Annotated in this window: 16 protein-coding genes; 9 read left to right on the top strand and 7 right to left on the bottom strand. The window is 70.2% G+C overall.

The genetic code is table 11. The annotated features are described in order from the left end of the window. Window positions 1-207: 207 nt before the first annotated feature. Window positions 208-636, bottom strand: coding sequence for a MarR family winged helix-turn-helix transcriptional regulator (locus ACIBG8_RS52435; RefSeq protein ID WP_397350932.1), 429 nt, complete (start codon window positions 634-636; stop codon window positions 208-210). A gap of 49 nt (window positions 637-685) precedes the next feature. Here ACIBG8_RS52435 and ACIBG8_RS52430 point away from each other — a divergent pair, with 49 nt between their 5' ends. The 4 genes from ACIBG8_RS52430 to ACIBG8_RS52415 all read left to right on the top strand — a co-directional run bounded on the left by ACIBG8_RS52430 (window position 686) and on the right by ACIBG8_RS52415 (window position 5,066). Next, window positions 686-1,753: a substrate-binding domain-containing protein gene (locus ACIBG8_RS52430; protein WP_397350931.1), complete on the top strand. Its 1,068-nt coding sequence runs from the start codon at window positions 686-688 to the stop codon at window positions 1,751-1,753. Between the two features lie 53 nt (window positions 1,754-1,806). Continuing rightward, window positions 1,807-3,174 carry an APC family permease gene (locus ACIBG8_RS52425; protein WP_397350930.1) on the top strand — a complete coding sequence of 456 codons (1,368 nt, stop codon included), beginning with the start codon at window positions 1,807-1,809 and terminating at the stop codon, window positions 3,172-3,174. Further along, window positions 3,171-4,181 (top strand): acetamidase/formamidase family protein, encoded by a 1,011-nt coding sequence (locus ACIBG8_RS52420; protein WP_397350929.1) that lies wholly within the window; start codon window positions 3,171-3,173, stop codon window positions 4,179-4,181. Before ACIBG8_RS52425 ends, ACIBG8_RS52420 begins: the two co-directional genes overlap by 4 nt. 90 nt (window positions 4,182-4,271) lie before the next feature. Beyond that, window positions 4,272-5,066, top strand: a complete 795-nt coding sequence (locus ACIBG8_RS52415; RefSeq protein WP_397350928.1) for a trypsin-like serine peptidase — start codon at window positions 4,272-4,274, stop codon at window positions 5,064-5,066. A 43-nt stretch (window positions 5,067-5,109) separates the two neighbouring features. Here ACIBG8_RS52415 and ACIBG8_RS52410 read toward each other — a convergent pair whose 3' ends face one another. From ACIBG8_RS52410 to ACIBG8_RS52395, 4 genes are all read right to left on the bottom strand, one after another. Then, on the bottom strand, window positions 5,110-6,297 hold the full coding sequence (locus tag ACIBG8_RS52410; RefSeq protein ID WP_397350927.1) for a cytochrome P450: 1,188 nt from the start codon (window positions 6,295-6,297) through the stop codon (window positions 5,110-5,112). Window positions 6,298-6,402: 105 nt separating this feature from the next. Continuing rightward, entirely contained in the window at window positions 6,403-7,284 is an 882-nt protein-coding gene (locus tag ACIBG8_RS52405; protein WP_397350925.1) for a Gfo/Idh/MocA family protein, read from the bottom strand. Continuing rightward, the gene (locus ACIBG8_RS52400; protein ID WP_397350923.1) at window positions 7,281-8,192 is read right to left on the bottom strand and encodes an NAD-dependent epimerase/dehydratase family protein; all 912 of its coding nucleotides are present in this window, start codon (window positions 8,190-8,192) and stop codon (window positions 7,281-7,283) included. Before ACIBG8_RS52400 ends, ACIBG8_RS52405 begins: the two co-directional genes overlap by 4 nt. A gap of 2 nt (window positions 8,193-8,194) precedes the next feature. Further along, window positions 8,195-8,542, bottom strand: coding sequence for a YrdB family protein (locus tag ACIBG8_RS52395; protein ID WP_397350922.1), 348 nt, complete (start codon window positions 8,540-8,542; stop codon window positions 8,195-8,197). Between the two features lie 109 nt (window positions 8,543-8,651). Here ACIBG8_RS52395 and ACIBG8_RS52390 point away from each other — a divergent pair, with 109 nt between their 5' ends. After that, window positions 8,652-9,350, top strand: a complete 699-nt coding sequence (locus tag ACIBG8_RS52390; protein ID WP_397350921.1) for a TetR/AcrR family transcriptional regulator — start codon at window positions 8,652-8,654, stop codon at window positions 9,348-9,350. Window positions 9,351-9,450: 100 nt separating this feature from the next. Here ACIBG8_RS52390 and leuA read toward each other — a convergent pair whose 3' ends face one another. Beyond that, window positions 9,451-11,193 (bottom strand): 2-isopropylmalate synthase, encoded by a 1,743-nt coding sequence (gene leuA, locus ACIBG8_RS52385; protein WP_397350920.1) that lies wholly within the window; start codon window positions 11,191-11,193, stop codon window positions 9,451-9,453. Window positions 11,194-11,355: 162 nt separating this feature from the next. Continuing rightward, window positions 11,356-12,093 (bottom strand): dimethylargininase, encoded by a 738-nt coding sequence (gene ddaH / locus ACIBG8_RS52380; RefSeq protein ID WP_397350919.1) that lies wholly within the window; start codon window positions 12,091-12,093, stop codon window positions 11,356-11,358. 38 nt (window positions 12,094-12,131) lie between these two features. Between ddaH and ACIBG8_RS52375 the strand changes: the two genes are divergently transcribed. The 4 genes from ACIBG8_RS52375 to ACIBG8_RS52360 are packed head-to-tail and all read left to right on the top strand — an operon-like array spanning window position 12,132 to window position 16,344. Next, window positions 12,132-12,377, top strand: coding sequence for a DUF2630 family protein (locus tag ACIBG8_RS52375; protein WP_397350918.1), 246 nt, complete (start codon window positions 12,132-12,134; stop codon window positions 12,375-12,377). 2 nt (window positions 12,378-12,379) lie between these two features. After that, complete coding sequence (locus tag ACIBG8_RS52370; protein ID WP_397350917.1) at window positions 12,380-14,359, top strand: glycoside hydrolase family 6 protein; 1,980 nt, start codon at window positions 12,380-12,382, stop codon at window positions 14,357-14,359. A 43-nt stretch (window positions 14,360-14,402) separates the two neighbouring features. Continuing rightward, complete coding sequence (locus tag ACIBG8_RS52365) at window positions 14,403-15,377, top strand: GNAT family N-acetyltransferase (protein WP_397350916.1); 975 nt, start codon at window positions 14,403-14,405, stop codon at window positions 15,375-15,377. Window positions 15,378-15,381: 4 nt separating this feature from the next. Next, on the top strand, window positions 15,382-16,344 hold the full coding sequence (locus tag ACIBG8_RS52360; RefSeq protein ID WP_397350915.1) for a hypothetical protein: 963 nt from the start codon (window positions 15,382-15,384) through the stop codon (window positions 16,342-16,344). The last annotated feature ends 38 nt before the right edge of the window (window positions 16,345-16,382 follow it).

Raw genomic sequence — 16,382 nt, 5'->3', positions numbered from 1 at the left:
TTGGGGCACTCGGATGGGGGTTTCTCCGGAGTGGGGTCCTCCGGGGTGGGGTCCTCCGGAGGGGGCGTCCTCCGGAGGGGGCGTCCTCCGGAGGGGGCGTCCTCCGGAGGGGGCGTCCTCCGGGGTGGGGGGTCCTCCGGGGTGGGGGGTCCTCCGGGGTGGGGGGTCCTCCGGAGTGGGGGGATTCTCCGGGGTTCTCCGGGTGGGTTATTCGAGGGCGTTTACCAGGGCTTCGAGGTCGTGCATGAGGTGTTCCGTCCTGGCGGTTCCGAAGGCGGCCTCGATGAGCCTGTGGTGTTCCGCCACCGAGCCCTCCACCCGCGCCAGCACCTCCTCCCCCCGATCCGCCAGAAACACCGCCACCCGCCGCCGATCCCCCTCAGACGGACCGCGATACACCAGCGCCCGGTCGATCAGCCGGTCGATCGCCTTCGTCAGCGTGGGGTGCGGCATCAGGACCGCGGCAGCGAGGTCGCCCATCGAGTGACCCCGCCCGTCCGCCAGCGCACGCAGGATGCGCCACTGCTCGATCGCCAGGTCCTCCGAGGCCAGCGCCGCCGCCAGCCCCTTGTTGACGAGCCGCTCAGCACTGCTGAGCAGGTATGCAAGAGAGGACCCGAGCCCGGTCGTCACCATGGAAAACGGTCCTTTCGCCTGAGGCCTGTACCGGAGGATACTCGTCGGCGTGGCGCCGACCGTCGACCCCGTTGAGGCGAAACTCCTGCCGTCCACGGCGGTGAGGATCGGTCTCGTCGTGCCGGTGTCCGGCGTCCTCGGCCTGGTCGGCCCGTGCGCCATCAACTGCGCCCTCCTGGCGGCCGACGAGGTCAACGACGCGGGCGGCCTGTTCGGCAGGCGGGTCGAGCTGGTCCTCGTCGACGGCGGCCGCACCCCGGCCGCGGTGGCGAGCGAGGTGGCCGGGCTGCTCGACTCGGGCACCGTGGAGGCGCTGGTCGGCACGCACGCGAGCGACGTCCGCGTCGCCGTGGTCCGGGCGATCGCGGGCCGGGCGCCGTTCGTGTACGCCCCGCCGTACGAGGGGGGTGGGCACGCCCCGGGCGTCTACTTCCTCGGCGAGACCCCCGGCCAGCAGCTCAGACCGGCCGTGGAGTGGCTGATCGGGCGCAGGGGCGCGCGCCGCTGGTTCCTGCTGGGCAACGACTACGTGTGGCCGAGGCTGGTGCACGCCAGCCTGCGCCCCCACCTGCCGCGGATCGTGGGCGAGCGGTTCGTGAGGTACGGCGAGGCCACCCGCTGGCTCGACGAGGTGGCGTCGGCGAGACCCGACGCGATCCTGCTGAGCCTGATCGGCAGCGACCTGATGCAGTTCAACCGCGCCTACGCCGCCAGCGGCCTGCAGGCGGCCCGGCTTTGCGGCGCGCTGGAGGAGCACGGGCTGATGGGCATCGGCGGCGACGAATCGGGCGAGTTGTACGCGTCGATGGGCTACTTCGAGGGGCTGGAGACCGACGCGAGCCTGCGGTTCGCCGAGCGCTACGCGACCAGGTTCGGCCCGCGCGCGCCCATGCTCAACGGGCACGGCCAGGGGTGTTACGAGGCGGTCGCGATGGTCGCGGCGATGGCTCGGCGGGCGGGAACGCTGGCCGTACCGGCCATGGACGCGGTCGCGGACGGGACGACGATCACGAGCGCGCGCGGGCTGCTGACCCTGGAGAACCGCCGGGTGCGCCAGCCCGTGCACCTCGGAAGGGCCGACGGCCTGGAATTCTTCCTGGAGAAACCTTTTCACTAGAAAGCTTTGGTTCTAAGGTGCAAATCGCCCCCCATGCACCGTAGGAGCCCAATATGTCTACCGTCGAACAATTCGGGTACCGCCAGGAGCTCCAACGCTCTCTGAGCTTCTCCGACCTCATGATCTACGGCCTCATCTTCATGGTGCCGATCGCGCCGTTCGGCATCTTCGGGGGCGTTTTCAACGGCTCCGGCGGAATGGTGGCCCTCGCCTACATCATCGGGCTCGTCGCGATGGCCTTCAGCGCCCTGTCCTACGCGCAGATGGCCCAGGCGTTCCCGATGGCGGGCTCGGTCTACACCTACGCGGGGCGCGGGATCGCGGCCCCGGTCGGGTTCATGGCCGGGTGGGCTATCCTGCTCGACTACGTGCTCGTGCCCGGCCTGCTCTACCTCGTGGCCAGCAGCGTGATGAACGGCATCGTCCCCCTCATCCCCGTCTGGGGCTGGGTGATCATCTTCGTGGCGCTCAACACCCTGGTCAACTACCTGGGCATCCAGATGACCGCCAAGGTCAACCGGGTCATGCTGACCGCCGAGCTCATCGTGCTGGCGATCTTCCTGGTCGTCGGCGTCGTCGCGCTGGCCCAGGGCAAGGGGACAGCCGGGGCGCTCAGCCCGCTCTACGACTCGGCGACCTTCACCCTGCCCGTCGTGTTCGGCGCCGCCTCGCTGGCCGTCCTGTCCTTCCTGGGCTTCGACGGCATCTCGATGCTGGCCGAGGAGAGCCGCGAGGAGGCCAAGCGCCTGGGCCGCTCGATGGTCGCCGCGCTGGGCCTGGCCGCGATCCTGTTCATCGCGCAGACCTGGGTCGCCGCCCTCCTGGTGCCGAAGCGCGCGGAAGCGCTCGCCCCCGGAGCCAACACCGACAACGTCTTCTCCGACCTGGCCACCTACGCGGGCGGGCCCTGGCTGGCCGTACTGACCGGCCTGGCCACGGCGATCGCGTGGGGCTTCGCCAACTCGCTCGTCGCCCAGGCGGCCACCTCGCGCCTGCTGTTCGCGATGGCCCGCGACAGGCAGTTGCCCGCCTTCCTGGCCCAGATCGACCCGAAGCACAAGGTGCCGGTCAACGCCACCTTCCTGGTGGCCGGGGTCTCGCTGGTGCTCGGCATCGGCTTCAGCCTGGTCGAGGGCGGCATCGGCATCCTCGGCTCGCTGGTCAACTTCGGCGCCATGACGGCCTTCCTGGTCCTGCACGTCGCCGTGGTCAACCACTTCGTCGTACGGCAGGGCAGCAAGAACTGGCTGGCCCACCTGGTGGTGCCGGTGATCGGCTTCGCCGTCCTCGTCTTCGTCGTCATCAACGCCAACGTGTGGGCGCAGCTCGTCGGGTTCATCTGGCTCGGCGTCGGCCTGGTCGTGCTGGGCGCCAGCTACGCTCTCGGCCGGAAGCCCACCCTGCCCTCGGAGGTCTCATGAACATCGTGTCCTACCGCCCCTCCCCCGACGAGTTGAGCTACACCTTCGGCGGGCGCGCCCCGGTCGGGAAGGTACGGCCTGGCACGATCATCGAGCTGTCCACGGAGGACTGCTTCGGCGGCAGGGTGCGGTCGGTGGACGACCTGCCGTCGCAGGTGTGCGAGTTCCCCTATCTCAACCCCGTCACCGGCCCCTTCCACGTGGAGGGCGCCGAACCGGGCGACACGATCGCGCTGCACTTCGTGGAGATCGTCCCGGCCCGCGACTGGGCGATGTCGACGACGTTCCCGCACTTCGGGGCGTTGACGACGACGCACACCACGGCGATGCTGCACCCGCCGCTGGAGGAGCGGGTCTGGCGCTACGACATCGACCTGGCCCGCAACGTCGCGGTCTACCACGCGCGCAACAGCGACTTCACGGTCGAGCTGCCGCTGGACCCGATGCACGGCACGGTCGGGGTCGCCCCGGCGGCGAACGAGGTCAGGATGACCATCACGCCGGACGCGCACGGCGGCAACATGGACACCCCTGAGCTGCGCGCGGGAGTGACCGTCTATCTGGGTGTCAACGTCGAGGGCGGCCTGTTCTCCATCGGCGACGGCCACGCCCGCCAGGGGCACGGCGAGGTCTGCGGCACGGCGGTCGAGGCGGCCATGAACACCGTGGTCGCGGTGGAGCTGATCAAGGGCGTCGCCACGCCGTGGCCGCGCATGGAGGACGACCTGCACCTGATGTCGACCGGCTCGGCCAGGCCGCTGGAGGACGCGTACCGCATCAGCCAGCACGACCTGGTCACCTGGTCGGCGTCGCTCACCGGGCTGGACGAGCTGGACGCCTACCAGCTGATCAGCCAGGCGGGCGAGGCGCCGGTCGGCAACGTGTGCGACACCAACTACACGATGGTGGCCAAGGTCGCCAAGAGCGTGCTGAAGGGTCCTGGGGTGTACGAGTCGGCGCACGAGCGGCTGCGCGCGCTGTCGGCGGAGTACCTGTCGGGGCGGTAGGCCCAGGTTGGGTAAATTCCCGGCGTCGCGGAAACGGGCGCCGGGAGCCCGGCGCCTAGAGTTGGAAGATCAACTCGAAGGGGTTCCGGGGTGTTCAGGCTGCTGGTCGCGTTCAATCTGCTCGTCAGCCCGATGACCGTTCCCGAGCCCAGGCTGATGACGCCTGGCGGCGACGAGCTCGGGTACGCGCCGGTCCCCCGCCCGTACGCCGGGGTCCACCGGCTCACCGGGGTGCTGTACGCGCATGATCCGGTTTCGCGGCTCGACCTGCTGTGCGGGGCCTCGGTGATCAGGTCGGGGAGCCGCAGCCTCGTGCTCACGGCCGCGCACTGCCTGAACCACGACGGGACGCCGATGCGGCGCGTCGCCTTCGCGCCGGGGTTCGAGGACGGGCGGGCGCGGCTCGGCTGGTGGCGGGCCGTACGGATGTGGGTGCCTCGCCGGTGGGGGTCCCGGCCCTTCTCGTCCCGGCAGTTGCCGTACGACGTCGGGGTGGTGGGGGTGGCCAGGCGCGGGCGGACGCTGGAGTCGGTGACCGGCCGCGGCCTGCGACCCGCCGTCCTGGGGCGCGGGCGTACGGTGACCGGGGTCGAACTCCTGGGCTACCCGATCGGGCACCGCTACCCCGGCAGAGACCTCTACAGGTGCGTGGGCGACCTCGGCGAGGGCGGTGGGCGCGGGCCCGGGGTGCTGGTGACCCGCAACTGCCAGGCCGCCTCGGGCAGCAGCGGCGGCCCAGCGGTGCGCGGCTCGACGGTCTACGGCGTGGTCTCCTCCTCCAGCCCACTCGCGGATCCCGCCGGCTTCACGGTCCTCTCGCGCTTGAACCGCTCCCTGATCACCAGGGCCGACCACGCCATGCGCCACCAAGCCCTCAAGGGTTGAGAGCCCCCAGGAGGTTAAGGGCCCTCAACCCCCGAGGGGGCTCTTACCAGGCGACCGGCAGCGAGCTCAGGCCGTAGACGACGTGATACGCGCGGAAGTGCGTCTCCGTCGAGGCCTCGCGCAGCCCTGGGAAGCGGCGGAACAGGGCGGGGAAGGCGATCCGCATCTCCATCCTGGCCAGCGGCGCCCCCAGGCAGTGGTGCACCCCGTGGCCGAACGCCAGGTGACCCGGCGCGCCACGGGAGAAGTCCAGCACGTCCGGGTCGGCGAGGAAGCTCGGGTCCCGGTTGGCTGCCGCCAGCGCGCACATCACCAGCTCCCCCTCGCCGATCTCCTGCCCGCCCACCGTCACCGGCTCCGTGGTCAGCTTGATCGTCCCCGAGTGCACGATGGTGAGCCACCGCAGCAGCTCCTCCACCGCCGCGTCCGGCTCCTTGAGCATCTGCGCGAGCTGCTCCGGATGGCGCAGCATGGCGAGCGTCCCCAGCCCGAGCATGTTGGACGTCGTCTCGTGCCCCGCCACCAGCAGCAGGCTGCCGATCCCGACCAGCTCGGACGCGGTCAGGTCGTCGCCGTGCTCACGCACCAGCATCCCGAGCAGCCCGTCGTCCGGCTCCGCCTGGATGCGGGCGACCAGCGACGCCCAGTACGCGCGCGACTCCTGCTGCAGCGCCAGCCGCTCGGCGATCGGCACCGACGTGTCCAGGATCTTGGCGGTCCGCTCCTGGAACCCGCCCCTGTCCTCGTACGGCACGCCGAGCAGCTCGCAGATCACCAGCGACGGGATCGGCAGCGCGAAGTCGGACACCAGGTCAGCGGGCGAACCGGCCGCCTCCATGGCGTCCAGGTGATCCTCGACGATCTGCTCGATGCGCGGCTCCAGCCGCCGCATCCGCCGTACGGTGAACTCGCCGGTCAGCATGCGCCGCAGCCGGGTGTGCTCGGGCGGGTCGAAGGCCAGCAGGTTGCCCGCCCGCAACTCCGCCAGCTCCTCGGGGGACAGCGGCGGCGCGGCCGGGTTCTGGACCAGCCCGTGCCTGCCGATGATGAACCGCTCCGAGTCGCCGAGGACGGCGCGGACGTCCTCGTACCGGGTGACGAGCCAGGCGTCCACGCCCAGCGGGGTGGTGACGCGCCTGACCCCTTCGTCGTCGCGGAGCGCCTGAAGCGCCGGATCCGGGTCGAACCCCGCTCGCCGCATGTGCAGCGGCACGGTTGTCAGCTCAGTCACCCTTCGACAGTAAACCAACGTTTACCGCCTGGCGAGTAGGCGATCACCGGACAAAACCTCCCCAGCCCTCTGAAACCTCAAGGTCCTTCAGGGAGCCCAGGTCCATCAGCGCGCGGCTTCGACGATCTGCTCGCAGATCGCGTGCGACGCGAGCGCGTCCTCCCCGTCGATGACGAGGCTGGACCGCACAGCGGACAGGAACTCCAGGCAGGCCTGCTCGATCCCGCGCTGACGCGACACCGGCACCCAGTCGGGCCGGCGCACCAGGATCTCGCCCCCGGCGTAGTCGATCACGTCACCGAGGTTGACCACCCGCCGCTTGATACCGCCGCCCATCACCTCGCAGCTCTCCTCCGAGGCGCCGCCCACCCGGTTCATGACGCCGATCGCGGTGAAGCCGTCGCCGGACAGCTCCAGCATCAGGTGCTCCACCAGCCCGTCGACGACGCGGGTGCGGATCTGGGTGCCGGTCACCGTACCCGGGGCCAGGAAGCGCAGCGTGTCGACCACGTGGATGAAGTCATCGAAGATCGCCCGGCGGGGGTCGTCGGGGTGGTTGTCACGGTTCTTCTCCATGAGGATCACGTTCCTGGGCAGCGTGGCCAGATCGGCATAGGCGTGCCGCCGGTTGAACCCGACCATCAGCGACCGGTTCTCGGCCCGCGCCAGCCGTACCAGGCGAGAGGAGTCGGCCAGGTTGTAGGCGATCGGCTTGTCCACGTACACGTGGACCCCGGCCCGCAGCAGCGCCTCCACGATCGCCGGGTGGGCCGAGGTCGCCGCGTGCACGAACGCGGCTTCGACCCCCGCCTTGATCACGTCGTCCACGGACGAGGACCGCCCCGCGACGCGGTAGGCGTCGCCGAGGCGGTCCAGGGTCTCCGGGTTGCGGGTGCACAGGTGGAGGTCGAGACCCGGCTGGGCGCTCAGCACGGGGAGGTAGGCCTTCTCCGCGATGTCGCCCAGGCCGATCATGGCAATCTTCATCCGTCGAGCGTAGCCTTCAGCGCCTCGTCCATCGGCGTGGGCGCCACGCCGAACGTCCGCTGGAAGGGCGTGGAGTCGAGCTCGTACGGCGCGACGAACTGGTAGCGGGTGTGCTTCAGCTCCCCGATCATCGGGTTGAACAGCCCGACGACCCGCACGAGCGGCCAGGGCAGGATCGAGAACCTGGGCTCCGGCATGCCGAGGATCGCGGCCATCCTGGTGCCCATCTGGCGGAAGGTCTGCGGCTCGGAGGTGGGCACGTGCCACGCCCTGCCCCAGGCGCGCTCGTCGGCGCCGGCCACGACGAGCGCGTCGGCGACGTCGGGCAGGTAGGTCCAGCTGTGCGGCATGTCGGCGGGGAAGACCAGCTGGATGGCCTTGCCCGCCTTGAGCGGCACCACGAAGCGGTCGCCCAGGTAGGACTGGTCGGTCGCGCCCGGGCCGAAGTAGTCGGAGCCGCGCACCTCGACCGCCCTGATCCGGCCCGCCTCGTGCGCCGCCAGCATGTCCTGCCACATCTTGGCTCTGACCTGCGCCTTGGGGCTGGTGGAGGCGAGCGGCAGTCCCTCGGTGATGGGACCGTCGACGGGACCGTACGGGTAGAGGTTGCCCAGCGCGACCAGCACGGCGCCGGACGACTCCGCGGCGGCGAGGAACGAGGCGGCCATCGGCGGCCAGTCGGTCAGCCAGCGGTGGTACTTCGGGTTCACGCAGTTGTAGATGGCGTCGGCGCCCTGGGCGATCTGGCTGAGCCTGGCCTGGTCGGCGACGTCGGCGGCGACCCTGGTCACGCCGTCCGGGCCGCTGCCCGAGCGGGTGACGACGACGACCTCGTGGCCCTGGTCGCGGAGCTTGACGGCGAGGTGGGTGCCGACCTGGCCGGAACCGACGATGACGTGCTTACCCATGATCAGACCTGCTTCCAGACGATGCGGAGGACGGCGTTGAGAACGAAGACGAGGGCGAAGACGACGGCCTGGGTGGTGGCGCCGGCGGCGTAGAGGAGGGCGGCCGCGCCGCCGAACCAGCCGATCTCGAGGACGGCCCGCCAGATGCCGGTCAGCGGGATCCTGGCGTTGGCCGCCGCGCCGAACACCGCCCACACGGCGATGAACAGGGCGATCGCGGCGAGGGCGACGAGCAGCTTGATCGCCCAGTTGTCGCTCACCGACAGGCCCCAGTAGCCCGCCGCGGCGAGGACGCCCAACTCCAGGAAGAACATCAGGGCCAGGTTGGCGCCCTTGGCGATTGCCAGCATTTCCGACCTCCAGGGTCATTCGCTTACGAGAGCAATGCTCTCTCAAAAGAGCACTGTTCGTCAAGAGCAGTGCTCTCCTTTTTTCTCAGTGCTCTGATACGGTCGTCCCATGACTGCCAGCCGTACCGCCAGAGAGCGGGTCAGAGCCGAACTCACCCGGGAGATCACCGACATCGCCCGACGCCAACTGGCCAGCCATGGCGCCGACGGGTTGTCCCTCAGGGCGGTCGCGCGGGAGATGGGCATGGTCTCGTCCGCCATCTACCGCTATTTCGCCACCAAGGATGACCTGCTGACGGCGCTGATCATCGACGGCTACAACGCCCTGGGCGCGGCCGTGGAGCAGGCGGACGCCGCCTTCACCGGCGGCAGCCACCTGGAGCGATGGCTGACAGTATGCCGGGCGGTCCGCACGTGGGCGCTGGCGCACCCCCACGAGTACGCGCTGCTGTACGGCTCGCCGGTGCCCGGCTACCAGGCGCCCGCCGAGACGGTCGCGGCCAGGCTGCGCGACGTGACCGTCTACAGCAAGGTCATCCGGGACGCGTACGCCGACGGCGCGATCACCGACCCCCCCGGGGCGCCCGCGGTGCCCGCCGAGCTGTCAGCGGAGGCGCCGGGCCTCAAGGAACTCATGCACGGAGTCCCCGACCCGGTGGTGCTGCGCGCGCTGTCGGTGTGGACAGGGTTGTTCGGCTGGGTCAACTTCGAACTGTTCGGCCAGTTCAACAACACCATCGAGGACCGCACGGCCGCCTTCGACCACTCGATGCGCACCCAGGCCTGGATGCTGGGCCTCAACACGTAGACATGCGGGCAGGCGCGAGGTGTCCAGGGGTTGCCTGGGGCTCGCGCCTGTCAGAAGCCTTGTGGGCGGAAGGGTCGTGCGCCTTGTGGGCGGGGAAAGCTCAGCGGGATGCCCGGTTCACGGCGGAGATGATGGCCTTGAGCGAGGCGGTCGTGGTGTTGGCGTCGACGCCGACGCCCCACAGGACCTGACCGTTGACCTCACACTCGACGTAGGACGCCGCCTTGGCGTCGGTGCCCGCGCTCATCGCGTGCTCCACGTAGTCGAGCACCCGCACCTGGATGCCGACCGCCGCGATCGCGTCGATGAACGCCGAGATCGGGCCGTTGCCGACGCCGGAGATCTCGCGGATCTCCCCGTCGACCCGCACGTCGGCGCTGATCTTGTCGCGTATATCTCCCCCCAGGCTGCGCCCCGCCGCCCCCTTGTCCTCGACCGTCGACTCGTGGCGGTGCGCCATCAGGCCGAGGCGGCCCCAGCGGTTGGCCGGGTTGGGCAGGTACTCGTCGGTGAAGATCGCCCACATCTCGGCGGGCGTCACCTCGCCGCCCTGCTCGTCCGTGCGTGCCTGCACGACCCTGGAGAACTCGATCTGCAGCTTGCGCGGCAGGTCGAGCTGGTAGTCGGCCTTGAGGATGTAGGCGACCCCGCCCTTGCCCGACTGGCTGTTGACCCGGATGACCGCCTCGTAGGTGCGGCCGATGTCCTTGGGGTCGATCGGCAGGTACGGCACGGCCCACGTGAAGGAGTCGACCGGCACCCCGGCAGCCGCCGCGTCCGCCGCCAGGTGCTCGAAGCCCTTCTTGATCGCGTCCTGGTGCGAGCCGGAGAACGCGGTGTAGACGAGCTCGCCGCCCCACGGGTGGCGCGGGTGCACGGGCAGCTGGTTGCAGTACTCGGTGATGCGCCGGATCTCGTCGATGTCGCTGAAGTCGATCTCGGGGTCGACGCCCTGGGAGAACAGGTTCATGCCGAGGGTCACCAGGCACACGTTGCCGGTGCGCTCGCCGTTGCCGAACAGGCAGCCCTCGATGCGGTCCGCCCCTGCCATGTAGCCGAGCTCGGCCGCGGCGACAGCCGTACCCCTGTCGTTGTGGGGGTGCAGCGACAGGACGATCGAGTCGCGGTTCTTCAGGTGGCGGTGCATCCACTCGATGGAGTCCGCGTAGACGTTCGGGGTGGCCATCTCGACGGTGGCCGGCAGGTTGATGATGACCTTGCGGTCGGGGGTGGGCTGCCACACCTCGTTGACGGCGTCGCAGATCTCGACCGCGTAGTCGAGCTCGGTGCCCGTGTAGGACTCGGGCGAGTATTGGAAGAACACGTCCACGTCGGTGGCGTCGGCCAGCTTCTTGACCAGCTTGGCGCCCTCGACCGCGATGGCGGTGATGCCCTCGCGGTCCTGTCCGAAGACCACGCGGCGCTGCAGCGTGGAGGTGGAGTTGTACAGGTGCACGATGGCCTGCTTGGCGCCCTCGATCGACTCGAAGGTGCGCTCGATCAGCTCCGGCCTGGCCTGCGTCAGCACCTGGATGACGACGTCATCCGGGATCCGGCCCTCTTCGATGATCTGGCGGACGAAGTCGAAGTCGGTCTGCGAGGCGGCCGGGAAACCTACCTCGATCTCCTTGTAGCCCATCTTCACCAGCAGCTCGAACATCTGCAGCTTGCGGTGGGCGTCCATCGGGTCGATCAGCGCCTGGTTGCCGTCACGCAGGTCCACCGCGCACCAGCGGGGCGCCTTGGTGATCACCTGGTCGGGCCACGTCCTGTCGGTCAGCCTGACGGGTTCGAAGGGCTGGTACCGATGGATGGGCATGGAGCTGGGCTGCTGTTCATTCATGGGAGATGCTCCTCGTCGGTCGAATCGAACGGCCGACGCGCATGACTCGCACCGCGGCGAGGGAGCCGGCCTAGAGGCCCCCGCCGCGGCAGCTAAGAAGAAGCAGCCCGCGCAGCATGCCTTGCACGTTACCAGACGTCTCAGCAACCCCTGCCCGCGATCTCACATGATGAGAACCGACAGGCACGTGACGCATCCCTCGATCTTCTCAAACTCCGATATATCAACCTTTATCGTCTCCAAGCCTCGGCGCTCCAGCTCCAGCGCCGTCAGGGGCGCCGAGGCCGCCATCAGGACCCGGTTCCCACCCAGCGGCAGGACGTGCGCCCCGGACTCCTCCCGCGGGGCGATCACCCCGGGCAGGTCGGCGTTCGAGCCGATGAACGTCCCGTCGGGCAGCGCGGTCACCGCCGACTTCAGGTGCAGCACGTCGCGGAAGTCGACCGGCACGACGGTCCTGTCCGGCAGCAGCGCGGCGAGCTGCGCGATGCCCTCGTCGTTGGTGCGCCCCGACCTGCCCACGTAGACGGTCGTCCCGACCTGCAGCACGTCGCCGCCGTCCAGCGTGCCCGGCGGCTCGATCCTGACCGTCTCCAGGCCCAGCTCCTTGACCGCCCGCTCCACGCTGTCCACCTCTGGCCGCCGTTCCGGCGCCCCAGGCCTGGTGAGTACGGCACGCCGCCCGCACACCACGAGCGCGTCCTCCACGAAGATCCCGTCGGGCAGGTCGTCGGCCCGCTCCACGTACACCGGCTCCCACCCGGCCGCGCGCAACGCGGCCACGTACCCCTCGTGCTGCACGGCGGCCAGCTCCGCGTCCACGGGCTGCCTGTCGATGTGGGTGACGATGCCTTCGGCCACCCGGGGTCCCGGCTTCCTGACCAGCGCAATACCTGTCATAAAGGCCGTTCTACCCACCTTCCGTTAGAGTTCCGATCATGCAGGACAACGAGATTCTGAGCCGCATCAAGGACCTGGTCGCCGAGGAGCACTCGCTGCGCGAGCGGCTGCAGACGGGCGAGCTCAGCACGGACGAGGAGCACGCCCGGGTGAAGGACCTGGAGGTGGCGCTCGACCAGTGCTGGGACCTGCTGCGCCAGCGCCGGGCCAGGCGCGGCGTGGGCGAGGACCCTGACGTCGCGTCGGCGCGCCCGGCCAGCGAGGTCGAGGGCTACCAGCAGTAACGGTGAACGGCTTACACGACGGTTCTTCCGACGGCTTGCACGACGGCGACCCGCGCCGGATCGGCGCCTACACGGTGGTCGCGCGGCTCGGCGCGGGCGGCATGGGCGTGGTGTACCTGGCCGAGTCCGAGGGCGGCGAGCGGGTGGCCGTCAAGGTCATCCACGCCAGGATGGCCGCCGACCCCGACTTCCGGCGCCGGTTCGCCAGGGAGGTGGCGGCGGCCAGGCGGGTGGCCAGGTTCTGCACGGCCGCCGTGCTGGACGCCGACGTGGACGGGGAGCTGGCCTACCTCGTCACGGAGTACGTCGAGGGGCCGAGCCTGGCGGAGACGGTCAAGGAGTCGGGCCCGTTGCGCGGGTCGGCACTGGACGGGCTGGCCGCGTCGATCGCCATGGCCCTGCGTGCCATCCACGGCGCCGGGGTGGTGCACCGTGACCTCAAGCCGGGCAACGTGCTGCTGTCGCGGGTGGGGCCGAAGGTCATCGACTTCGGGGTGGCGCAGCTGGCGGACGGCGAGCTGACCAGCACGATCGTCGGGACGCCTGCCTACATGTCGCCCGAGCAGGTGGGCGGGGGCGCGATCACGCCTGCCTCGGACGTGTTCTCGTGGGGGTGCGTGGTGGCGTACGCCGCTTCCGGCGCCTCCCCGTTCAGCGGCGGCTCCGTCCCCAACGTCCTCTACCGCATCGCCCACGCGACCCCCGACCTGACCGCGTTACCCCCGTCGTTGAGACCCCTCGTGGAGAGGGCCCTCTCGAAGGACCCGGCGGCCCGCCCCACGGCGGAAGACCTCCTCAACAACCTGAGCACCCTCGCCGAACCCGACCCGGAAGAACCCCAAGCGGCTCTTCCAGGCGCCGGTGCGGCGAGTGGTGGTACGGCGGAGCCCGGCGCCCTGCGTACGGCGGGCAGCCGCAAAGGGAGGCGCTGGTGGGTGGGCGGAACCGCAGTGGTGATCGCAGTGGCAACAGCGATCCTCCTGACGCACCCGTGGACTGCAGGCGATGGCGAGACAGCGCCGACACCGGGCAGCACGGTGACGAAGGGCAACCCCTTGCTGGCCGACGATGTGAAGCTCTGGTCCCCGCCCTTCGACCTGGCCCGCGAGCAGGCCGACCAGTGGCAAACCACCCGCCCAGCCGACGCCGCCCTCATGCGCAAACTCGCCGACATCCCCTACGCCCTCTGGCTGAGCGGCCCCGACCTCTCCCGCCTCCCGGAAGAGTTGAAGAGCGCCCAAGGCGTCCCCGTGTTCGTGACCGACTACCTCCCCCACGCCGACTGCTCCGACCGAGGCGCCAAGGACACCACGACCTACCTCACCTGGATCAAGGACCTGGCGACCAAACTGGGCGACGCCAAAGCAGTAGTGATCATGGAGCCCAACGCCCTCCAACGCATCCCAGGCACCCCCTCCTGCCCGACCTTCCCCGGTACCGAGCAGGAGCGGCTAAAAACGATCAGCGACGCCGTACGAGAGCTGAAGGAAGGCCCCAACACCGCCGTCTACCTGGACGGCGGCCAGGACGGCTGGCCCGAGCTGAAGCTCATGACCGACCGCCTCACCAGGGCGGGCGTCGGACGAGCCGACGGCTTCCACCTCAACACCTCCGGCTACCAGGACACCCCCAAGCTCATCGCCTACGGCAAACGCCTGTCCGCCCAGCTGAACGGCAAGCACTTCGTCCTCGACACCGCACGCAACGGCCGAGGCGAGTGGAACCCGGGCGACACGTACAAGGACCCCATGGAGTGGTGCAACCCCCCAGGCCGCGGCATGGGCGAGCGCCCGAGCACGCGCACCGCGGACCCGCTGGTGGACGCCTACCTGTGGATCACCGAGCCAGGCGTGTCGTACGGCCCCTGCGAGCGCGACGGCAAACCGGACACCGAGCACTCCACGAAGGCCCCGCCGGACGGCCAGTGGTGGAACGAGCTCGCCCTGGAGCGGGCCAAGCTGGCCAACCCCCCGCTGGACTGAAAACCGGTCGCCCCGGACGGCGGCGGTGAGCTTCCCTGGAGGGATGCAGATCCAGCAGCTCGACCTCGACCGCCCGGGCCCGTTGCTCGACGGCCTCTACGCCGCCTTCCGCGACGCCTACAGCGACCTCCCGGGGCCGACCATGTCCGCGCTCAACTACGCCTGGATGATCACCAAGGGCTGGTCGGACGAGAAGCTGGAGGCCTGGGTCGCGACCAGCGAGGGCGAGGTCGTCGGCGGGTTCGGCCTGGCGCTGCCCCGGCGGGAGAACACCCATCTGGGCGAGCTGAACGACCTCGTCGTCCGCAGGGCGGCGCAGCGGCGCGGGGTGGGCACCGCGCTGCTGGAGCACGCGGCGCAGCGGATCCGCGCGCACGGCAGGACCCTGCTGACCACCATCGCCCCGGCGGACTCCCCGTTCGCAGGGGCGCGCGGGTTCTCGGTCGGCCTCTCCGACGCCCGCAGGGTGCTCGACCTGCGCACCGCCGACTGGGACAAGCTCCGCGCGATGACCCCTGAGGCGGACGGCTACCGCCTGGAGCGCTGGTTCGGACCCGCGCCGTCCGAGCTGCTGCCCGACCTGTCGACCATGATGGCCGGGATGAACGACGCGCCGTCCGCCGAGGGCATCGACGACGTCGACTGGGACGTCGAACGGGTCAAGATCTCCGAGGACACCCTGGTGCCGACCGCCCAGCTCACCTACTCCACGCTGGCCAGGCGGATCTCCGACGGCGCTCCCGCCGGATACACCCGCATCTACCTGGACGAGCACGAGCACCGGGGCTGGGCCCGCCAGGCGGACACCACCGTCCTCGACGGGCACCGCGGCCACCGCCTCGGCCTGCTGCTCAAGCTGAGCAACCTGTTCTGGCTGCGCGAGGCGCAGCAGGACATCGACCGCGTCGTGACGTGGAACGCCACCTCCAACGCGCACATGCTCGCCATCAACGAGGCCATGGGCTTCGAGCTGCTGGACGAGTGGAACGAATGGCAACTCCCCCTGAAGGAAGGCTGATCCGATGCAGGTTCTCCCGCTCGACCCGGCGATGCTCCCCGAGCTGTACCGGATCTTCGTCGCCGCCTACGCCGAGATCCCCGGCCCGCCCATGACCCTGAAGGAGCTGGAGCAGGTGCTCCTCGTCCCCGACCCGGCCGAGCTGCGCGAGGCCTGGGTGACGGACGGCGGCTGGTACAGCCTGCGCTGCCCGACCACGGACAACACGCACCTGGCGATCCTGTTCCCCTTCTGCGTACTCCCGGAGAAACGACGCCAGGGGGTGGGCAGCGCGCTGTTCGCGCACGCCAGTGCGCGGGCCAAGGAGCTGGGCCGTACCACGATCAACGCCAGCGCCGTCGCAGGCAGCGCGGGCGACGCGTTCCTCACCTCGCTCGGCGCCGAGGTCGGCCTGCAGGAGGCGCGCCGCCTGCTCGACCTGAGCCAGGTGGACTGGCCCGCCTGGGAACGGCTGCGCGACGAGACGGCCGCCGCGGCCCGCGGCTACACGCTGGAGCGGCTCCCCTCGCGCATCCCCGACGCGCTCATGGCCGACATGGCCGTGCTGATGAACGGCATGAACGACGCCCCGCTCGACGGGCTGGACCGCGAGGACGAGGTCTGGACCCCCGAGCGGTTCGCCGAGCGCCAGGAGCGGGAGCTGGCCATGGGCTGGCGGTTCAGCAACGTCCTGGCCAGGCACAACGCCACCGGCACCCCTGCCGCCTTCACCGCGATCAGCGTGTCGCCGGAACGGCAGGGCGGCTGGGCGCACCAGAACGACACCGTGGCGCTGCGCGAGCACCGCGGGCACCGGCTCGGCCTGCTGGTCAAGCTGGACAACGCCCTGCAGCTGCGCGAGCTGGAGCCGGACGTCAAGCACGTGGTCACCTGGAACGCCGAGTCGAACGCCCACATGCTGGCCGTCAACGAGCGCATGGGGTTCCGCCTGCTCGACCGGTGGGGCGCCAGACAATTACATCTGTGACACCTGTGTTAAGCCCAGGTTAGATCTAATGGACGGAA

Source organism: Nonomuraea sp. NPDC050556 (assembly GCF_044457355.1).
GTDB lineage: Bacteria > Actinomycetota > Actinomycetes > Streptosporangiales > Streptosporangiaceae > Nonomuraea.
This window is presented reverse-complemented; position numbering and strand designations above follow the sequence as displayed.

Bases quoted from the DNA above. Each gene is read 5' to 3' on its own strand.
- ACIBG8_RS52435 (WP_397350932.1), bottom strand. From the start codon at position 636: ATGGTGACGACCGGGCTCGGGTCCTCTCTTGCATACCTGCTCAGCAGT.
- ACIBG8_RS52425 (WP_397350930.1), top strand. From the start codon at position 1,807: ATGTCTACCGTCGAACAATTCGGGTACCGCCAGGAGCTCCAACGCTCT.
- ACIBG8_RS52420 (WP_397350929.1), top strand. From the start codon at position 3,171: ATGAACATCGTGTCCTACCGCCCCTCCCCCGACGAGTTGAGCTACACC.
- ACIBG8_RS52405 (WP_397350925.1), bottom strand. From the start codon at position 7,284: ATGAAGATTGCCATGATCGGCCTGGGCGACATCGCGGAGAAGGCCTAC.
- ACIBG8_RS52400 (WP_397350923.1), bottom strand. From the start codon at position 8,192: ATGGGTAAGCACGTCATCGTCGGTTCCGGCCAGGTCGGCACCCACCTC.
- ACIBG8_RS52395 (WP_397350922.1), bottom strand. From the start codon at position 8,542: ATGCTGGCAATCGCCAAGGGCGCCAACCTGGCCCTGATGTTCTTCCTG.
- ACIBG8_RS52390 (WP_397350921.1), top strand. From the start codon at position 8,652: ATGACTGCCAGCCGTACCGCCAGAGAGCGGGTCAGAGCCGAACTCACC.
- leuA (WP_397350920.1), bottom strand. From the start codon at position 11,193: ATGAATGAACAGCAGCCCAGCTCCATGCCCATCCATCGGTACCAGCCC.
- ddaH (WP_397350919.1), bottom strand. From the start codon at position 12,093: ATGACAGGTATTGCGCTGGTCAGGAAGCCGGGACCCCGGGTGGCCGAA.
- ACIBG8_RS52375 (WP_397350918.1), top strand. From the start codon at position 12,132: ATGCAGGACAACGAGATTCTGAGCCGCATCAAGGACCTGGTCGCCGAG.
- ACIBG8_RS52365 (WP_397350916.1), top strand. From the start codon at position 14,403: ATGCAGATCCAGCAGCTCGACCTCGACCGCCCGGGCCCGTTGCTCGAC.
- ACIBG8_RS52360 (WP_397350915.1), top strand. From the start codon at position 15,382: ATGCAGGTTCTCCCGCTCGACCCGGCGATGCTCCCCGAGCTGTACCGG.